12 protein-coding genes are annotated in these 18,775 nt (G+C 44.5%); all 12 read right to left on the reverse strand.

The features are described 5' to 3' along the window. Positions 1-145: 145 nt before the first annotated feature. Entirely contained in the window at positions 146-3,118 is a 2,973-nt protein-coding gene (locus ACT89M_RS25570) for an S-layer homology domain-containing protein (RefSeq protein ID WP_308722730.1), read from the reverse strand. A gap of 585 nt (positions 3,119-3,703) precedes the next feature. Next, positions 3,704-4,045: a hypothetical protein gene (locus ACT89M_RS25575; protein ID WP_090922908.1), complete on the reverse strand. Its 342-nt coding sequence runs from the start codon at positions 4,043-4,045 to the stop codon at positions 3,704-3,706. A gap of 205 nt (positions 4,046-4,250) precedes the next feature. Beyond that, positions 4,251-8,135 (reverse strand): S-layer homology domain-containing protein, encoded by a 3,885-nt coding sequence (locus ACT89M_RS25580; RefSeq protein ID WP_487344885.1) that lies wholly within the window; start codon positions 8,133-8,135, stop codon positions 4,251-4,253. Positions 8,136-8,325: 190 nt separating this feature from the next. Then, positions 8,326-9,453, reverse strand: coding sequence for a glycosyltransferase family 4 protein (locus ACT89M_RS25585; RefSeq protein ID WP_090922903.1), 1,128 nt, complete (start codon positions 9,451-9,453; stop codon positions 8,326-8,328). A 428-nt stretch (positions 9,454-9,881) separates the two neighbouring features. After that, positions 9,882-10,640 (reverse strand): WecB/TagA/CpsF family glycosyltransferase, encoded by a 759-nt coding sequence (locus tag ACT89M_RS25590; protein WP_154891313.1) that lies wholly within the window; start codon positions 10,638-10,640, stop codon positions 9,882-9,884. Positions 10,641-10,647: 7 nt separating this feature from the next. After that, a complete protein-coding gene (gene csaB / locus ACT89M_RS25595; protein ID WP_154891314.1) occupies positions 10,648-11,805 on the reverse strand; it encodes a polysaccharide pyruvyl transferase CsaB in 1,158 nt (385 codons plus the stop codon). Beyond that, positions 11,781-13,802 carry a DUF5693 family protein gene (locus ACT89M_RS25600; protein ID WP_308722728.1) on the reverse strand — a complete coding sequence of 674 codons (2,022 nt, stop codon included), beginning with the start codon at positions 13,800-13,802 and terminating at the stop codon, positions 11,781-11,783. Before ACT89M_RS25600 ends, csaB begins: the two co-directional genes overlap by 25 nt. A 191-nt stretch (positions 13,803-13,993) precedes the next feature. After that, entirely contained in the window at positions 13,994-15,715 is a 1,722-nt protein-coding gene (locus ACT89M_RS25605) for a phospho-sugar mutase (protein WP_154891316.1), read from the reverse strand. Between the two features lie 88 nt (positions 15,716-15,803). Beyond that, positions 15,804-16,235: a 3-hydroxyacyl-ACP dehydratase FabZ gene (gene fabZ / locus ACT89M_RS25610; protein ID WP_090922893.1), complete on the reverse strand. Its 432-nt coding sequence runs from the start codon at positions 16,233-16,235 to the stop codon at positions 15,804-15,806. 484 nt (positions 16,236-16,719) lie between these two features. Further along, positions 16,720-16,947: a DNA-directed RNA polymerase subunit beta gene (locus tag ACT89M_RS25615; protein WP_221791282.1), complete on the reverse strand. Its 228-nt coding sequence runs from the start codon at positions 16,945-16,947 to the stop codon at positions 16,720-16,722. 11 nt (positions 16,948-16,958) lie between these two features. Next, positions 16,959-17,795 (reverse strand): flagellar hook-basal body protein, encoded by an 837-nt coding sequence (locus tag ACT89M_RS25620; protein WP_154891317.1) that lies wholly within the window; start codon positions 17,793-17,795, stop codon positions 16,959-16,961. A gap of 86 nt (positions 17,796-17,881) precedes the next feature. Further along, positions 17,882-18,766, reverse strand: a complete 885-nt coding sequence (locus tag ACT89M_RS25625; RefSeq protein WP_154891318.1) for a flagellar hook-basal body protein — start codon at positions 18,764-18,766, stop codon at positions 17,882-17,884. Between the last annotated feature and the right edge of the window lie 9 nt (positions 18,767-18,775).

The raw sequence follows: 18,775 nt of genomic DNA on the forward strand, positions 1-18,775 counted from the left end.
CAAACCTCCCATAAGTTGCTTGTTGCTATATAGTATAAACGTTTGGGAAGGGAAGAAAGTTACGATGTTGTTGTCATTTCTAAATAAACAACAATAAAAAAAGACCCTTAGATTTCTCTAAGGGTCTTCTCTAGAAGCTTATAAATTAGTACTGTTTTTGTACGGAAACGTTGGAAGGATCAGCAGCGTTACCGGATTTGTCAGTTACAAATTTGTTAGTTGCATTTGTAGAGTTGAGGTACAATTCTACATAAGAACCAGCCAATTGTGAAGCACCATCAGCTTCAAATGTAACTACTACTTGATTAGCGTTAGCACCAGCAGCAACTGCAGTAACAGTAGCTTCGGATCCGCCAAGACGAGCCAAGAAGCCAGTAGTGTTGTTAGCAACATTCAGGTCTTCGTTGAAAGTCAATGTAGCAGTGTATTGTCTCTTACCATTAGCTTGAACAGCACCTTGAGCTACGCTGAAGTTGTTGTTGTCTGCCAATTTAGGCGCGATACCATCAGTCAAAGCTTGGCTCAGACCGCCTGCAACTTTGATTCCGTTAGGGCTAACAGATTGAATGTTCGCAGCTACAACGGAAGTGAAGTTTGCATTTGTAGGAACAGCAGCCAAAGATTGACCAGTAGTGATTTCGAAGTGAGCCAAAGTGTTACCATCTTTAGTCTCAACGCTGTTCAATTTCAAACCGTAAGTTGCATTAGTTACGCTGATCGAGAAGTCACTTGCACTTACGGAAGAAAGGTATCCATTAAATTGAACATCGATTTTTTTGTCGGAAACAGCTTTAGCTGATTCAATACCGATTGTTCTTGCAGCTTTAGCTACAACAGGTGTAGAAACTACGTTACCAGCGATGTAGTTATCTTTTGTATCAGCAACATTAGCGATACGCAGATTCAAAGTATCATTAGTACCCAGGTATCCATTTTCTTTGGCAGGCAAGGTAATGCGAACTTGTTGTGCATTCACTTGAGTTACCTCAGTGTTGTTAGGAAGCGGCAACAATGGACCGTTATTAATTTGGTAGTTATATTTGTTTGGATCAATTGCACTACCGTTACCACTTACAGCCATTTCTTTGCTGAATGTAACGTAGATATCAAGATCTTGCAAAGATCCGTTACCAGTGCTTTCTTGAACGAACCAAGCATCGTTAACTTTTGGTTTAGCAATGTCACTAACATCTACAGTAGTGGAGTATGGCAACATTGTGTTTGGAATTGCTGCGATATCACGGATACCGGAGATTTCCAAAGTGTATTTACCTTGTGCCAATTCACCAATTGTAGTGATTTGTACACGTTTGTTACCAGTACCATCTACGAATTTAGGAGTGTTAACTGGGTGACCAGCTGCTGTGAAGCCTCTAGTAGTTACCAGTTCGCCTTTTTCGTTTTTCAAAGTGAAGTTAGCGTTAGCTGTTTTCAACACATCAGCAGCTTCAACAGCTTTGCTGAATTCAACAGTGATTACGTGGTTGTTGTTGTAAACTTCAGCAGTTACAGAAGCTACTTCTGGACGAGTAGTATCGATAACTGGAGTCACTTTAGAAGTACGAGTAGCAGAGTTGTTGCTGTAGTCTGTTACACCTTCCAAAGTAATTGTGTTTTCACCCAAGCTCAGCTTGTTGTCGTTTTCGAAGTTTACAGTTACTTTGTTATCTTCAACAGTAACAGTTCCTGTTTTACCAGAAGACGTGTGGTAAGCTTTGCTTACGGATTTAACGGACTCGTTAAACTCGATTTCTACTTTGTTCAGGTTTGTAGCTTTTGCACTAACAACTTCTGGAGCTGTAGTGTCTTCAACTACTTCGAACTCAACTTCTTTTTGCAGAAGTTTGTAACCTGCATAGTCTTCAACACCATTTACTGTCAATGTGTGTTTACCAACGCTCAGGTCAGTTGTGATAACTGCAACACTTGGATAAGTGAAGTTAACATATCCAGAGATTGCTTTACCGTCGATGCGGAAGTTAGAAGTTGTGTTTACAGAAGAAGCTTTAACTGGCTCAGAGAATACTACTTTGAACGCTTTAGTTCCGAGACCTTTAACTTCTGAAACTTCTGGCAAAGTAGTGTCAACTGGAGTCACTTGTACTGTCTCTTTGAACACTTTGGATTTGTCAGAGTTTTTAACATTGCTTACATTCAACTTGTAAGTTTTTTGGGAAGTCAATGTTTGCTCTGCTGGCAGCAACAAAGTTACTGTTTTCTTGTCGGAAGACAATGTAGCAGATTTGAATTTGAAACCATCGATAGTGTAGTTGGACTCAAGCTCAGCGCTATCAGCATCAACATCACCATCAAATGTTACAACAACTTGTTTCAGGTTGTTAGCAGTTGCACTAACTACTTTTTGAGCTGCTGTTACTACATAAGTAACTTTCTCAGTGAAAGATTTATCTTTGTAAGTGAATTTCACTTCAGTTTCTTTGTTAGCTTCAAGAGCTTTATCCAAAGTTACTTTAACGGATTCACCATCGCTGATTTTGAAAGTAACAACTTTACCAGCTTCGCTTACTTCGTAAGAAGTAACTTTGATGCTTTGAGCTTGATCCACTGCATAAGCTGCACCTACCAGCAATTGGCGGGAAGCGTTAGCTGTGAAGTTAGCGTTAGCATCTACAAGACCAGCGTTGATTGCTGCTTGAACGTCTTTTTTAGCCCATTCTGGAGCGTTGTTGTTTACTTCAGCTGGAACTTCCAGGTCAAGCGCACGAGTAAGGATCGTCGCCATTTCAGCGATTGTCACTTTACCGTTGAAGTCAAAGATTTTTTTAGTTGTGTCTTTACCTTGCATGATACCCGCAGCAGTTACCGCTTCGATGTAAGGTACAGCCCAGTTTTTAGCTGTATAGTTTTTGTCTTTGTAAGACAATTGGCCAGTTACTTCTTTCAGACCAAGCAATTTAGTGATAACTTTTGCGAATTGACCGCGAGTCATCTCTTGATCCAATCCAGCTGTACCGTTAGGGAAGCCTTCGAAGATACCTTTTGCTTTCAATGCATCAAATTGTTGTTGCGGGGAAACTGCTGTATCACCGAATGCTACAGAAGCAAACATTGAGAATGCCATTGCTGTAGACAATGCTACGGATAAAATTTTCTTCATAACCTTTTTTTCTCCTCCTTGGGTGTTCATAACGTTGGAATTTTCTTTAATAGGGTCGCTCGTGTTCCTCATTCTATTGTCGCACCCCCTTTCCAGAGTCATGAGCAAGTTAATATAAATGATGTCTGTGAGCATATCACAGAAACTTGTTACCTAGAATAATGATAGAATCGCACGTAAATAGAGTAGTTTCCTAATCCTACCTTACGTATTATACAATGGGTCTCTCGTGCCGTAAAGCAATTTTTTCTAATAAATAGACAAGATTCTTCACGAGGTCAATCTTGGTAAGTTCCCCAATGTTTTTGACTCTACATCTTAAACGCAGTAGATTTGGAAAAGTTGCGCTTTCTTTAAAAAAAGTTTTGAACTTATTTTTGTAGTGGTGCAGCGCGGGTTTCTAGTATGTTCAAAACCAGTCACAGCGCCACTTTACTGATTTAATATCTGCGACATGAAGTTTTCAGAAATGAGACGGACGTTTATTTATACCCGCTGTTTATGACAATGAAGCGACAAATTCCACAATATTCAAAATAAAAAAAGAGAGCCCATTGGCCCTCTTTCATGTGTTGTTTTTGTAGATTATCGAATTTTCATTGCCAAATCAATAATTTGTGCACGCATTTTGGGATCACTATTTAGTTTCAAATACATGTCATCAATCGCGATACGGTTCTCACGATACGTCTTCTCATGTTTCATTGTTGTATGAGACCATTCGATCAATTCGTTTTCCGCTAGAACCAGATTATTATACGCATCATGGAAGCCGGTCGTCTGAACAAGCCCTTCCATTACTTCCTGAGAGATCTCCTGAGTCTTACGTGTATCCTCCAGTTTTTTCTCCAGAAAGACTGCCTGCTTCTCAAACTGTGTCTTTGCCTTCATGTAGCCCAGTTGGGCCTTAGAATAAATCGGTTTCATAAGCTAACTTCACCCTCTAGATCATTGTGTATTTAACGCTATTGTATCTTAATCTCTAGCAAATTACAAAAATAGTTATTGGTAAAAAACTGTTTCCTTCTATTATAAATGCATTCTATACAATCTCATATTTACCCATAAAAAGAACCCGCCCCTTCTTGTTAAAGGGACAGGTTCTTCCTAAAACATTTCCATATCGGATAAATTAGCTTAGCGTTTTAGGGAACAGTTTGGTACCTTTCTTGAACAATTCTACAGCAATTTTACCTGCTTCAGCACGAGTCAGGTTACCTTTTGGATTGAAAAGGAATGATTTGGCATTACCCTGCACGGGGCTGCCTTCCATGATTTTTGCCTTGGATACAGCCTGCACCGAAGGACGGGCATAGTACTCAATCTGATTAGAATCCTGGAAGGATTTGGACAATGTTCCTGCGAGCTTACTATCATTCGCAGCAAGCTTCATGCTCATCGCTCGTGCGATCATTACCGCTGCTTGCTCACGTGTAATTGGATCTTCCACACCAAAGAATCCATCACTAAGTCCAGTTATGATCCCTGCTTTGGCTGCTGTCTCAATGGAAGCATAATCCCACGTATCGCTTCTGGTTGTTGGCGAAACGTCTGAGAAGGTCTGTGTATTCGAATACTTCAATGGAATATCCAAACCTTTGACCAGCAGGGTAGCAAACTCCCCACGTGTCGTCTGATCATCTGCACCAAACGCGTTAAAGCGTAAATTGTTCATGATGCCTTTGGAATACAGAGCATTAAGGATATTTCTTGCCCATGGGTGGTTTGTAATATCCGGGTAGCTCTTACTTTGCTTCATTACTTTGTAATAACCAAACTCGTCGAAAGAAACGGTAACGGTATGTTTCTTCGTATCCACAGCTCCACCAATCGGTTCCCATTGTCCGATATTGCTCTTATCGGAGTAACGGAATACGCTAATGGTCGAACCTACTTCATCTACAATTGATGGATCGTAGGAAAGAGTCAATGTACCTCGGTTAGAAGGTACTAAAATCCGTTCCGTCGGGAATTGTGTAAAACTTCCTTCTAGAGAGTACGGTGTTACTCCATTTGTTCCTGGCTTATATCCGCTTGTCCCTTTATCTCCAAGTTCACCAATTCCACCGTTAATCCAATACGTATCGGATACTGGAACGAAGTTACTTGTCGTCAGGTTAGAGTTAAACATCTCTGTCAAAATAGTCGGAACTGTGATTGGTGACAAACCTCCCGTACTGCGTGGATCTGCCTGTCCAATATTAAAGCCGTAGTCATTTTTCCGTTCCAGTACGCCGTCCTTCGGATCAGCAATACCAAACAAAATTTTGTTGTCAGGGTAGAATTTGATTACACCACTGCTTGATTTGGAAGCGGATTGCAGAATGGTTCCCTTCGGGAACGACAATTCCAGCTTCTTATTAAATGCAGAATATTTGTTAGCCACTTTCGGAGCCATATACTGTGCATCTACTCCAACGGTGCTTGTATAGAATACGTTAACCGTATCGTTAATTTTGCCGCCATCTCTCGTAATCTGGATTTTGATCGCATTGTTCTTATCCGGAGACAATCCTACATAGTCGAGAACAAAACGGTTATCCATATCCGGACGTTTAACAGCCGCTTCCTTGCCAATCAATACCTGAGTTGCACCTTCAGCCTCAATATCAAAATGTACATAGTTCTTGTTAACGACAATCTGTTGTCCTACTGTCGCTACAGGAGACAGAATACGATAAGAAGATGGTTCTCTTACGATCTCCAACCGTTGTGTCGTTCTTGCCCCCGTGCTGTTGATCAGCTCTAATGTATACACATGACTACCTGGTGCATCAAAGATATAGTTCCGGATCCGAATCATGAATTCATCCTGATTCCCGGCAAAGTCAGCAATATGACCATCTTGAGTTGCCTTGTTTGGATCTCCTGTATCCGTTAATGGAATCGGATAGCTGTAGATCAGCTTGGAACCAGAGTACAGATTTGCAATAGTGGCACCGCCGCCCTTAAACACCAGGTCATATCTATCCTTGCTCGTTACATACTTTCCATCACGAATAATGAAGTCCGGCGTTACTTTGAAGATATTGACCATCTCTTCAGGGGTGTACACACTAACATCTGCCTTGCTGAATTCCACACGACCATCCGTTGGAACTGGGACCGGCATGAATTTATCAATATTGGACACATTGCTGTCTGAAATGTAAATTCTGATTTTTTTCTCAATGACCTTAGTCTTACCTGCACCGTCTTTATCCGTGCCTGTAATGGTGATGGTATTCTCCCCATATACAAGTTCTCCCGTCCCCCCAATGGTCAATGGGAAGGAAAACTTACCGTTAGTGCCCGGGAAACCAGCAGGAGTTCTGGCTACACCATTTACAAATAATTGACTTGTGAATGGAGGAGATACAAGTGTACTGAATCCAACGAATTCACCATTGACCGTTAAGGACTGGGTCGTTTTTGAATTGAATGTATAGTTCTGTCCATCATACAAGTTGGCTACGTAAATATAGCTTTTGGCAGCATACGATACGGTAACATCGTAATGTGGATCAGGATTTCCATAATAAAAACGAATTTTCTGCGTCCCATTGGCCACATTTTTCACCAAGTAAACCGCTTGATTGTTTGAAAGACCGGTAGGCGCATTCGTTCCCGTTGGTGCTCCCTCAATTGTCAACTTGGTTGTTCCGGTTGGTAGGTATTCACCTTTTACGATTTCGCCTGCAATAGCTTGGCTAGAATCCACCATAATATAAAAATCTGCTGTAGCAATCTGTGCATTGTCCAGTGGTACTTTATTGGTTACTGCACCACCGCTATAATCTGGAAGATAGTACATATTGGTAATAGCTTTAACACCTGGAGCATAAGTAAACTTCCCTTGATATCCAGAGCTAAATGTTCCATGCCCTACAACGGCGTTAACCGTTTGATTCTTCAAAATTTCAGCTGGTGTTGTGGTTGATGTTTGTAACGGATACGCATTATCGGTTGTGAATGTAACGATTCGGTATTCAGGCGTTGACCCGTCCGGACCAGGAATAATGGTTTCCGTTGCGTTGCTGAATGTCATCGTTGTTCCATTGACTGTGAACGATCCTGAATCCTTAAAAGAGCTATTGCTTGCGATATAAGGAAGCACCATCTGAACTTCAAGCTTGGCTTCGGTAGCTGCATTCGAGAATGTCGGGATATTGTTCAGTAGCGATTTCGTATCTGTAGTCCCACCGCTCGTTAATGAAACATTGAGCGTAGAGAATGGCTGATCCTTGTCGTAGTAATAAACTGCACGTTCGGTAAGGATAGAATCCGAGCCGTTAGCAATTCTAAATTTTAAATTATTCAAGCCCGCTGTTAATTTTAATTGCGGCGTGAAAAATGTTCCGTTTTGAAGCAAAGACGAATCAAGTTCTTCTCCGCCATTCAATGAAACGGTTACTTTAATTGCATTTTGCACTTTACCTTGAACAGACACAAACTGTGTATTTACAACTGTCTGCGCACCTTCATTCAAACCATAGGATGTATTGGAACCTGTACTTGGGTCCGTAAAAATTTTGAAATCCTGAATAAATGGAACCTGATCATATAGCACATAAAACGTATCTGAACGTTCTACAGATCCTTGAGTTCCTGTGAAGGTAATCCGGTTAAAACCCGGAAACAAGGTGATGTTGTTTGCCGTAAAGTTGTTATTACCGCTCGTACTCGCAGTTACTGCAGTGGTATTGGAACGGGTAGCATCAGGCTCCCATTTCGTTTTGTTGCTTGGTGCACTAACCGAGTTAAGCTGTTCGACTTTGACACGCATCGTATCTTTGGATACAAAAGCGTATGCACCCGTTATTGTAATTGTCCCTTGGGTCGTCTGATAAGCTCGATCCCGAGTCAAAAATCTAGCATTTGCTGAGTCTTCAATGTTCAAATCCGCCGTTTGACTAATCGCGGTATTATCTGGTGTAAAGTAGGTAGTCAGTGCGTTGGCAGCCGAAGCAACGGACCCACCGAATAGACCTTGTGGGAACAACGAGAGCACCATGGTGACCAACATGATCCAAATCAACGGCCGTTTCCTTTGTTGCATTACGTATCATCTCTCCTCTTTTTAAGTCAGTTACCAGTATTTATCGGCAAAAAGGTTCCAATTATTTAGTAAAAATCTCAAAAAAAACAAAAAAGCCTTATCCGCAATCGGGATAAGGCAAGGGTCTAATTATAATATTAAACGATAGCAGGGAAAGAACTGATTTATTTTAGGATTTCGAGCGGGTCTGTGGATTAAGCTTCACGCGCATACGCATTAGGAAATTGATCACCGGTTTTCTCGTTTTACTTACAAGTCCAATGACCTCCGCCCCTACTTGCAGGAAGAACATCATGATACAAATCACAACGAAGGTTACCCAGTTGGCTTCAAACATTGCTGCCGAAGACTGAATAATGGCCAGTACACCGAAGAATGCGGCAATACCATAGATGATCAGTACGGTCTGACGATGGCTGAATCCAAGTTCACGCAAACAGTGATGCAGGTGGCCCTTATCCGGTGAGAAGATCGGCTTCCGTTGCACCGCACGGCGAATAATCGCGAACAATGTATCCGAGAGCGGTACACCGATAATAATTAGCGGTGTAATGAAAGATACGACTGCAATCTGTTTAAATCCAAGCATCGAAAGCATCGCCAGGGAGAAACCAAGGAATAGTGAACCGGTATCTCCCATGAATATTTTCGCTGGGTGGAAGTTAAAGAACAAGAACCCGATAATGCTACCGAGCAATACCAGACACATCAGAGCAATCATCGTATTACCCATCAGGAAAGACATCACTGCAATGGTTCCAATAGCAATACCCGATACACCGGCTGCCAGACCATCCAGTCCGTCGATCAGATTAATCGCGTTGGTTACACCAACAATCCACAGAATCGTCAGCGGAATGGACACCCACGTTTCAAGTGAAGAATACGCATCCTGAAACGGAATGTTCACGAAGTCTACGCGGATGTTAAATCCAAATACAACGACGGAAGCAGCCACGATCTGTCCAAGCAGTTTCACTTTGGCAGACAATTCAAAACGGTCATCAAGTGCACCAATCAACACAATGATGGAGCCCCCAACCAGAAATGCACTGACAAAACTCATATCGCGAGTTGTAAACCAGGCAGAGACAAACGGAAGCAGGGCAGCCACCGTAATAATAAATGCCAGAAAAATACCCAATCCACCGAGACGCGGCATAATACGTGTATGCACTTTACGCGCATTTGGTGTATCCATTGCACCGATGCGGACTGCGAACTTTTTAACAAGTGGTGTAAGAGCTAAAGCAAGTCCCATTGACACCAGAAATCCAATGATAAAGATCGCTACCATTTGAACATTCGACCCCCAATTATAATACCTTCAGAAAAATTATAAATCCCCTGTTCTCTTTTTCTATATATAAAGAAACATTGTTTTTCACTTTTGATGAAAATTTATTGTTGATTCTGAGGCAACAGTTACACGGTACGAAGAGTGCAAGGGAAAACCTGTAGAAGCGAAGCGTTCGCTTTTATCACCGAATTTCATCCTTGAACAAGGATAAATAGAAATTTGGGGATAAGGGCGATCGAAGGTTCTCTTGCAATCGTAGTAATGAAGTGTAACAGCTCCTTTAGCGGGAGTGCCTAATGCAATCAAAGAATGTTTTCATTCGAGTGACACACGTATGTGCCGGAATGAATTATACGCTGATCATTTCTGAAAAGCTATCCTCAATTTCTAGCAAAAACAAGCATTTATCTCGTAATTACCTGTTTTTAACGGACTTTTGTCACGTTTTCTTTGTCCCGCATCACTTTCAATGCGAATTTCGGGAGCGCAAGCATCCGTCCAGCCCGGCTAGGTTCACGAAGCAGACGATAGAACCATTCCAGTCTTAACTTTTGGAACAGTTTAGGTGCCCGTTTGCTTTTGCCAGAGATCACATCAAAGCTACCGCCAACCCCCATCATGACAGGAACTTGCAACGCATGCTTATGCTTGTGAATCCAGGGTTCTTGGGTATCCGCACCGCGAGCGACAAATAACAGATCAGGTGCAGCCTGCTGTATCGCAGCTATAACCTGCTCATCCTCAGCCGAACCGAAGAAACCGTCGCGATAACCGACAATACGAATAGCCGGATACTGCTGTTGTAACCGAACTGCCGTTTCTTGAATCACTTCAGGAGTCGAACCAAGCAAATACACGCCCCACCGATAGTTTTCTCCAACCCGCAACAATTCATGTAAAAGTTCAAAGCCGGGCACTCGTTCTGCTACAGGATCCCCGCAGTAGCCTGCAGCCCATACTACGCCGGTTCCGTCCGGAACAATCATCTCCGCATCCTTCATCACCTTCATAATTGCGGGATTTTCTAGCGCAGCCATAACCATAATTGGATTGGCAGTGATAACCTGATGCGGCTGTTTCGACAACACGGCTTCTTCAAGCACCTGTACCGTTTCTTTCATCGTTAGTTTGGAAAAGGGGATACCATAGATGGAAACGGTAGGAATAGATCCGGTCTGACTCATTGTTATCTCATCCTTTGCGGCCTAAATAGGTAATAATTTGCTTGGCAGGCTCTACGGCTTCCTGCTTCAATGCAGTAATACGATCTTCATGTTGCTTCAACCATTGTGAACGATGTTCCAGCAATCCAGCAACCGTTTCTGCAAATTTATCCCCATCCAGTGAACTGGTATTGCCTGCAGGCTCACTTTCCAGTCGAAGCAGGAACTGATCGATTTTGGGATCATACGAGATACCAACAGGTGGGACATACTGTGAAGCTGCGTAGATTAAACTATGCAGACGCATGCCGATCATCAGATCACAGCGACTGACTTCCTCCAGCATTTGTTGAGGATCAGTAAGATCGTCCGTAATACTAATTTCACTACCTTTGCTTGTCACATCATCAATCATTTCCATAATGAAACGGGATGCCTGCACATCATCGGGCAGATGAAACGGCATAAAGCGCAGATGGACAGCCTTTTTCGTAGCCAGCTTCTTCAATCCAGCCGCAATAGCCGTCAATTCCTTACGATCCGATTCCCAGAACCGAACAGACACTCCGATCACCGGTAGTTTGGCATGAGTTGGTGGTTCCCCAGCAGTGGAAGGGTCAACTTCATCCCGGACTGGTGATGCTGTCTCCGGTAAAGGTAAACCCATCACTGGGTCAGGCACGACATGAATCTGATTCCACTTCAGTCCAAGACGACGCAGATAGTCTGCGGATTGCTCGTCTCGAACCGATACATAGGTACAGGATTTAAATACCGATTTGATCATCGGGTTAAAGATTTTACGGTGAACAGGGCCAATACCCTGCGCATAGATAAATGTAGGTTTTTTCAACCACTGAGCCAGCTTGATCACACCCAAATAATAAGGAATGGACTTCAATCCAGTTGCATCCTGCAGCAGACTTCCGCCGCCACTGATAAGTCCGTCACTTTCCTTCAGTGCCTCACGAACTTCCTTCAGCTTCATGCGATGTACAGCACGAACGCCATACATCGAGGTTGTCCACTCCGGATTAATGGAGAGCACAATCGGTTCAATGGTAACATTGGACCGCTGGCTCTCTTCTTGGAGGGCAGTCAGAATGGATTTCAGTACAGCTTCATCTCCGCTGTTGTTAAATCCATAGTATCCTGAGATGACTAACTTTTTAGAAGTGGTGACCATTTTTTCCAACATCCTTCCGCGACTTGCCACACACCCACAGCAATGATACCAAAGATCAAGCCAAGGCCGAGTCCCATCACCCCACGAATCAGTGACAGTACAGCTGGTGTATGAATATGCGCAAACGTATCAACCATAGACAATTGACCCATCGTGGCGATGATTAGCGCAAAAATCACTTTACGGTATTTTAAAGCGGCGAACACGCCAACGATAAACAGCGGGTGTCCCAGTACAAATTCTTTGAATCTAGGCCGCACGCCAAACGTATCTTCCAGCGTGGTACGCAGGAACATCTCAAATGGTGTAACGGAACCAGCGTTACCTGTACGGCTCAAATAATAATATCCAACAGCAGCAGCAACAAGCGCCAGTACAACCATCAAAATGTTGATCGGCATACGAAGCATGTCTTTCACTTGTTTCACAGAGATTGAACCGGAACCACGATAGAATATAATATAGATCGCAACCAGACCAATCGGAGCGAAGTGCAACAAGCTGACTCCACGGAACTGGTTAATAACCAGGCTGTACGTAATGCTATTCAATAATGCGATCACAAACGGTACAGCTACGAACGAAATGATCGATGTTCTTACATATAAAACAAGGGTCTGTGCCAAACGACGACCCGCAGGGGCATCCGGTTGACGCAGTTGTGTTGCATTCACTGTACGAACCGCCAGTACCATTGCAATGGTTGGTGCGGAAATGGCCGCCAGCAAGGCGATTCCTTGCTCCAGCAATGTAGGTTTCAACAGGAACAGACCCGCGCTTCCTACTAGTCCAAGCAGGAATACGGCAATGGTGAATACAAGTGCAAAATATGAAACCATCAGTGTGATCAAAGCAATTGCCCCGATAAGAGCGATCAGCTTCGCATACCGTTGAATAGACGAATCTTTCACAGTGAATGCTTCAGCTTGTCCGAGCTCAAAGCCGTGTTTGGCCATACGTTCAACGGCATGTCCTGGCTCACCCAAACTTTTGATCAGATTTTCGATCGGGTCGGTGATCTCAGCTTTGGCCGTATTCCGGCTCGGTGAAGCGTTCATATAAATCATGCGAATATTACGGTCTTTGGTTGCCAGTACAAAACGGTCGGCAATGGTATCTTCTTTCAGATTCGCATCGGAGTCGCTTAGTGAATAGAGACGAGTTACGTTGTAATCAATTTTGTAAGCCAGCGTCTGGAATCCTGCCTGTGGCTTCTTCAGATTTTCAATCGCCGCCAGACCAATATGATGTTTGTTCAGGAGCTGGGCAAACTGATCCAGACTTTTCATCTCTGCATTATCATTGTACCCTTTCACTGCATCCCCATCAAACAGGATACGTGTTACGCCATTCTCTTCGAAGAAGGTCAGCAAACGTTCCATCGATTGTTGGTTGTAAGGTACCGTGTCGGAGATACGAGGTAAAATATGAAAACCTTTATCACGCAGCATTTTCACCGCAACCGGGTCAGGCTGCATCGGCTGCATGTTGGCATTCTCCGGCGGTGTCTGCAATATTAAGCCGCTGCGACCTTCATACTCCCAAGGTTGAACCGGGATCTGACGCTCAGCGAACGTTTGTTCAATAATAGGGGTATAAGTCTGCGCATTCTCTTCAGATGTGAACAATACATAGGTATAGTTCGCATTGGAAGGAATCACTTCTTTGGTCATATTCGCAAGATCCTGACCTGAGTAAACCATCAATCGGCGTGTTTTTTTGAGTTCGTCCAGTGTACTCTCAAACACAGCCATCGTTGTCACACCAGCGTCTTTCAGACGTGTCATTTGTTGATCAATGAAATCTTGCGGGTGAGCCTGATACGCGGAAATATCCAAGAGTCCTCGGTAGTTGAAGACCAGTTCTACTTTGTTCGTGGAAGATTCTGTCTGCACCCGGTCACGGATGACCGGAATGGACGCCACCAAACCAATAATAACGATGAGCCACAACCACTTCCGGGAAGCGTTATTCCAATAAAGCCATTTTTGACGCACTACGTGTACCTCCTCAGTTGTTGGAACCAAATGCCCGTTCTGCTCTTATAATTCTTACGTTCAGCATGTGTTAACACACTCTCTAATATGCCAGCACACGATCCATTTTATTTCAAAGAAAAACCCCTCCGCCAACCAACCTTACGGTGCGGAGAGGCCTTCTGCATCTTTTTCTTACAGTACCATTTGTTTTATTGCGCGTCTACACGCGACATAACTTCCGAAACCAGACGTTCGATCTGGCTCTCTGCATCTTGCAAGCTCTCACCGCGCACAGCGAAGTACACTTTGATCTTCGGCTCTGTACCGGAAGGACGCAGGCAGAACCATGATCCGTCTGCCAAAATAAATTTCAGCACGTTTTCCTTCGGCAGGCCGTCCAGACCCAGAGAGTAGTCCAGCACATCCTGCACAGCGATGCCCGCAACTTCCTTCGGCGGATTAGAACGCCAGTCGGTCATTTTCGCCTGAATCTGTGCGACTCCGTCTTTGCCTTTCAGCGTGCGGGACTCCAGTTTTTCGAGGAAGAATCCGAACTGGTTGTACAGCTCCTGCAACACATCGTAGAGTGTCTTGCCTTGGCTCTTGTAGTAAGCAGCCGCTTCGGCAATCAACATCGAGGCAAGGACAGCATCCTTGTCACGGGCATAGTTGCCGGAGAGGTAGCCATAACTCTCTTCATATCCGAAGAGGAAAGTATGAGTTCCGGTTGCTTCGAACTGGTTCATTTTTTCACCTATATATTTAAAGCCTGTCAGGGTGTTCATCACTTCTGCACCGTAATGCTGAGCGATAACTGCCCCCATCTCACTCGTTACAATCGTTTTGATTACTGCACCGTTGCTTGGCAGCGCTCCTGTCTCTTGGAGACGACTGAGCAGATAGTGTACCATAATGGCACCCGATTGGTTACCGGACAAGACGAAATATTTGCCATCCTTGTCTTTTACGACAGCACCCATACGGTCTGCATCCGGATCTGTACCGATCAGAATGTCTGCGCCTACGGATTCGCCCAGCTTCATTGCCAGTGTGAACGCTTCGCGCTCTTCCGGGTTAGGGGACTTCACTGTGGAAAATTCAGCATCCGGCTGCTCTTGTTCAGCGACAATATACAACTGTTCGAATCCGATCTGCTCCAGTACGCGGCGAACCGGAAGATTGCCTGTACCGTGTAACGGTGTATATACGATTTTGAAATCACGGCCGATGCCGGATTGAATCAGCTCACGGCTTAGACTGCGGCTTGCCACGGTGTCTACGAATGCCTGATCGTCTTCTTCACCAAGCCAAACCAGCAAACCTTGTGCTTCGGCTTCTTCGCGTGTCATTTTTTTAACATCTGCAAGAGAAGGCACCTCTTGAATGTATTGAATGACTTGCTCTGCTTCATGCGGCACCAATTGTCCGCCTTCATGGTTGTACACTTTGTATCCGTTGTATTCTGGCGGGTTATGGCTTGCTGTTACAACGATACCACCTGTGGCTTGCAGGTGACGCACACTGAAAGACAACTGTGGTGTAGAGCGCAGGGATGGATACAGCTTGGCTACGATACCATTAGCCGCCAGTACCAGCGCCGCATCCAGCGAGAATTCAGGTGAGAAGTGACGGGAGTCATGTGCGATGACAACCGAAGGTTTGCCTTCCTTGTCCCCATGCTGCTCCAGCAAATAACGGGCAAAGCCTTGAGTAGCACGACCGACCGTATATTTGTTCATCCGGTTGCTACCGGCACCAATAACACCGCGCAATCCACCTGTACCAAACTCCAGATTTCTGTAGAAACGCTCCTCCAGCTCTTTGGGTTGATCCTTTAGATCACGAAGCTCCTGTTTCGTTGCTTCATCGATAGAAGCATCCTCCAACCATTGTTGCAACGTCTCGGCTGCTGCTGCGCTTAACTGTTCCATATCCAATAAGCCCCTTCCGTCTATATAAAAATTCTATTTATGCACGTAGCTGTTCAACTTATCTGCATGATATATACATGCCTATGTATCAGCTTGGGTCTGACAGTGCAAACATGATTTCGCCTTCAGCGACAATTTTGTCATCCACGCGGGCAGTAGCTTGACCTTTACCAATCGAGCCTTTAAGACGTGTAATTTCCACTTCCAGAATCAACGTATCCCCAGGCACCACTTGGCCACGGAACCGGAAATTGTCGAGTCCCGCCAAGAAACCAATTTTGCCTTTGTTTGCTTCTAAATTCAGCATAGCTGCCGCGCCAACCTGAGCCAACGCTTCTGTGATCAATACGCCTGGCATTACTGGATACTCAGGGAAATGTCCAATGAAGAACGGTTCATTAATCGTTACGTTTTTTAAACCGACAGCACGTTTGCCATCCTCCATCTCTAAAATTCTGTCCACCAACAGAAACGGCGGGCGATGTGGGATAATGGATTGAATTTGTTTGATATCTAACACAATTTAATCTCCTCTCGGGGTGTTTATACGAAGGCTCTCCATCATGCAAATAATGCCGGCGCAATAGCGTCGTTTCGGAAAGAGATCGTTCTATGACCGCCATTGTCCCTGAATTTTTTTGATCCCATTATTAATGGGTAAAATTCTGGGACAAACGCGAACGCTTTGCTTCTTTTGAACAATTCTCTTCCCTCCACTTACTGTAGTGCGGAAAACATTAAACGAGCATGATCAAGTCGATCCTCATATAAAATGAGTTTCATTTTTAATGTTGTATGAAATGTTGTTTTAGGGTTAACACTAGTAATATCCTTCATGACTGCAGTAGTGAAGGTTGAGATAAGGGGTCTCTCTTCGCGATGACAAGCAATGTCTTTCGCAGGGGAGGCCTCTTCTGACGTTAAACGTCATCCATCATTATACTGTTTTCAACACCAAAAAGAAAACTCCTGCCTGCGCAGGAGTTTTCGCTGAACTCGTTATCTTATGGAGCAAACACCAGATCATAAACATGTTTCCAGGTACTCCATTGCCATACGGAACCGATATCCTGTTTGCCCAGTACCACATACCCAGCGACCATTCCGCCAGCGAGGGCAAGAACAAGCAAAATCGGAATCAGAAACCATCTTGCGATGCGCCACCAACTCTTCTTTTTCTTCTTGACTTCCTTCTGCTCCGGCTTGCTGTTCTGCTGCTGTGTTTCTGTCATCCCATTCACCTTTATGCTCTCATATTATTGGCAAGACCCGCCATGGAATCACTAGACGTGAGCGCCCGTGCCGCCAGTTGATAAGTCCGCTGACCTTGCATGAGCAACGCCATCTCCTGTGTCATATCTACGTTGGATTGCTCAAGGAAACCAGTGCGGATCGATGCCTGAGGTACACGTGTTGCTGCATTAGCCCCGAATACGTCATTCTCGGTTAACCCAGCACCCAATCCAAAGAGGTTGTCCGCTAATTGCACAAGTCCTTCAGGACGCTCAATATCCACCATCTGTAGCTGTCCCCTGATTACGGCGTTGCCGTTGCCCTGACGCACGAGCAGATTACCTTTCTCATCAAAAGCAACTGTGCTGTCTTTCGGAGCAGTAACGGGCTCTCCCTGACGATTCAGAGCTAAATTCCCATCGCCATTGACAAGCACCATCAGGTCAGGATCGTTCGGATTCGCTTTTGGACGCATATCGGGCACAAAGTGGAATGCACCTTGACGTGTCCATACTTTCTGACCATCTGCCTGAACAGCAAACATCGCATTGCCCTCAATAGCTAGGTCTGTCGGGTTACCTGTCTCCTGCATGCTACCTTGGGACATATCTCTGGTGAGATTGACCAGACGTGCTCCAAAACCAAGGTTATACCCCATCGGTGTCGAACGCCCATCCTGCTTATACTTGTCATCTTGTTGCTGTATACGAGTCAGTACATCTTCAAAGTTTGCCTGTTTACTTTTATAGCCTGCCGTATTCACGTTGGCAATATTATCGGAAATGACATCCAGCCGTTGCTGAATCGCAGTCATCGACACCTTGGCACTAATCATGGAATTATTCATGCGGTGATTTTACCTCCCCTGCTTTGCTCCGCAAAGGGCTTATCGCCCATCACTACGCGGTAATATGGTTACAATTACAATTGGCGTTAGACACGACCAACTTCGTTAACAGCCTTTTCCAAACTGCGGTCATAGAACTGAACGACCTTCTGGTTCGCTTCGTAGGCACGAAATGCCGCATTCATGTCAACGGTAGCCTGAGAGGCGTCTACATTCGACCCTTCCAGATAACCTTGATGAATCTGCACAATATCAGTAGCATTCATCGTCCGAGCCGTTGCACCATTATCTTCATTCAGACTAAAATTACCGTCACCTTGACGAACAAGCTGATTCGGCTGGTCAATAATACTGATTCCAAGCGTAACGCCTGTTGGAACACCTGTAACCGCATTAACAAAGCGGCCTTGCTCATCCACTTTAAATTGATCCACAGGACCTGTCAATACAACCGGTTGCCCATTACTGTCCAGCACCTGAGAACCGGTAGAGCTGAGAAGTTGCCCTGTTCCATTAACATCCAGATGACCATCACGTGTATAACGCGTGTTTCCCTGTGCATCTCGAACAGTAAAGTATGCTTGCGGCTGGTACGTGACCGTTCCATCTGCTCGTACAAACTTGCCGGAAGCATCAAACCGAATGGGTTGATTGGTCTGCGGATCATTCACACTCAAATTCGATGAGATTGCAAAATCACTTGTACGTTTCGTTTCCATAAGAGCGCCTTGAACATTCATGGATAAGCTTTCCTCAGCGAATACGCCCGAGTTGAGTTTGCCCAGCCGCTTTGTTGGAAGATTGGCATCCCCGCCCGTTAAAGTAATGAGCATTTCCGGGAAGGAGCGGTTTACGCTATTCACCTGTTTGTATCCCGTTGTGTTCATATTTACAATATTCTGTGTAGCAGTGTCGTGGCGGCGTTGCTCTGTAATCATTCCCGCAGCAGCGGTGTACAGACCTCTTAACATGAATGAACC

The organism is Paenibacillus sp. NN59, assembly GCF_057597225.1.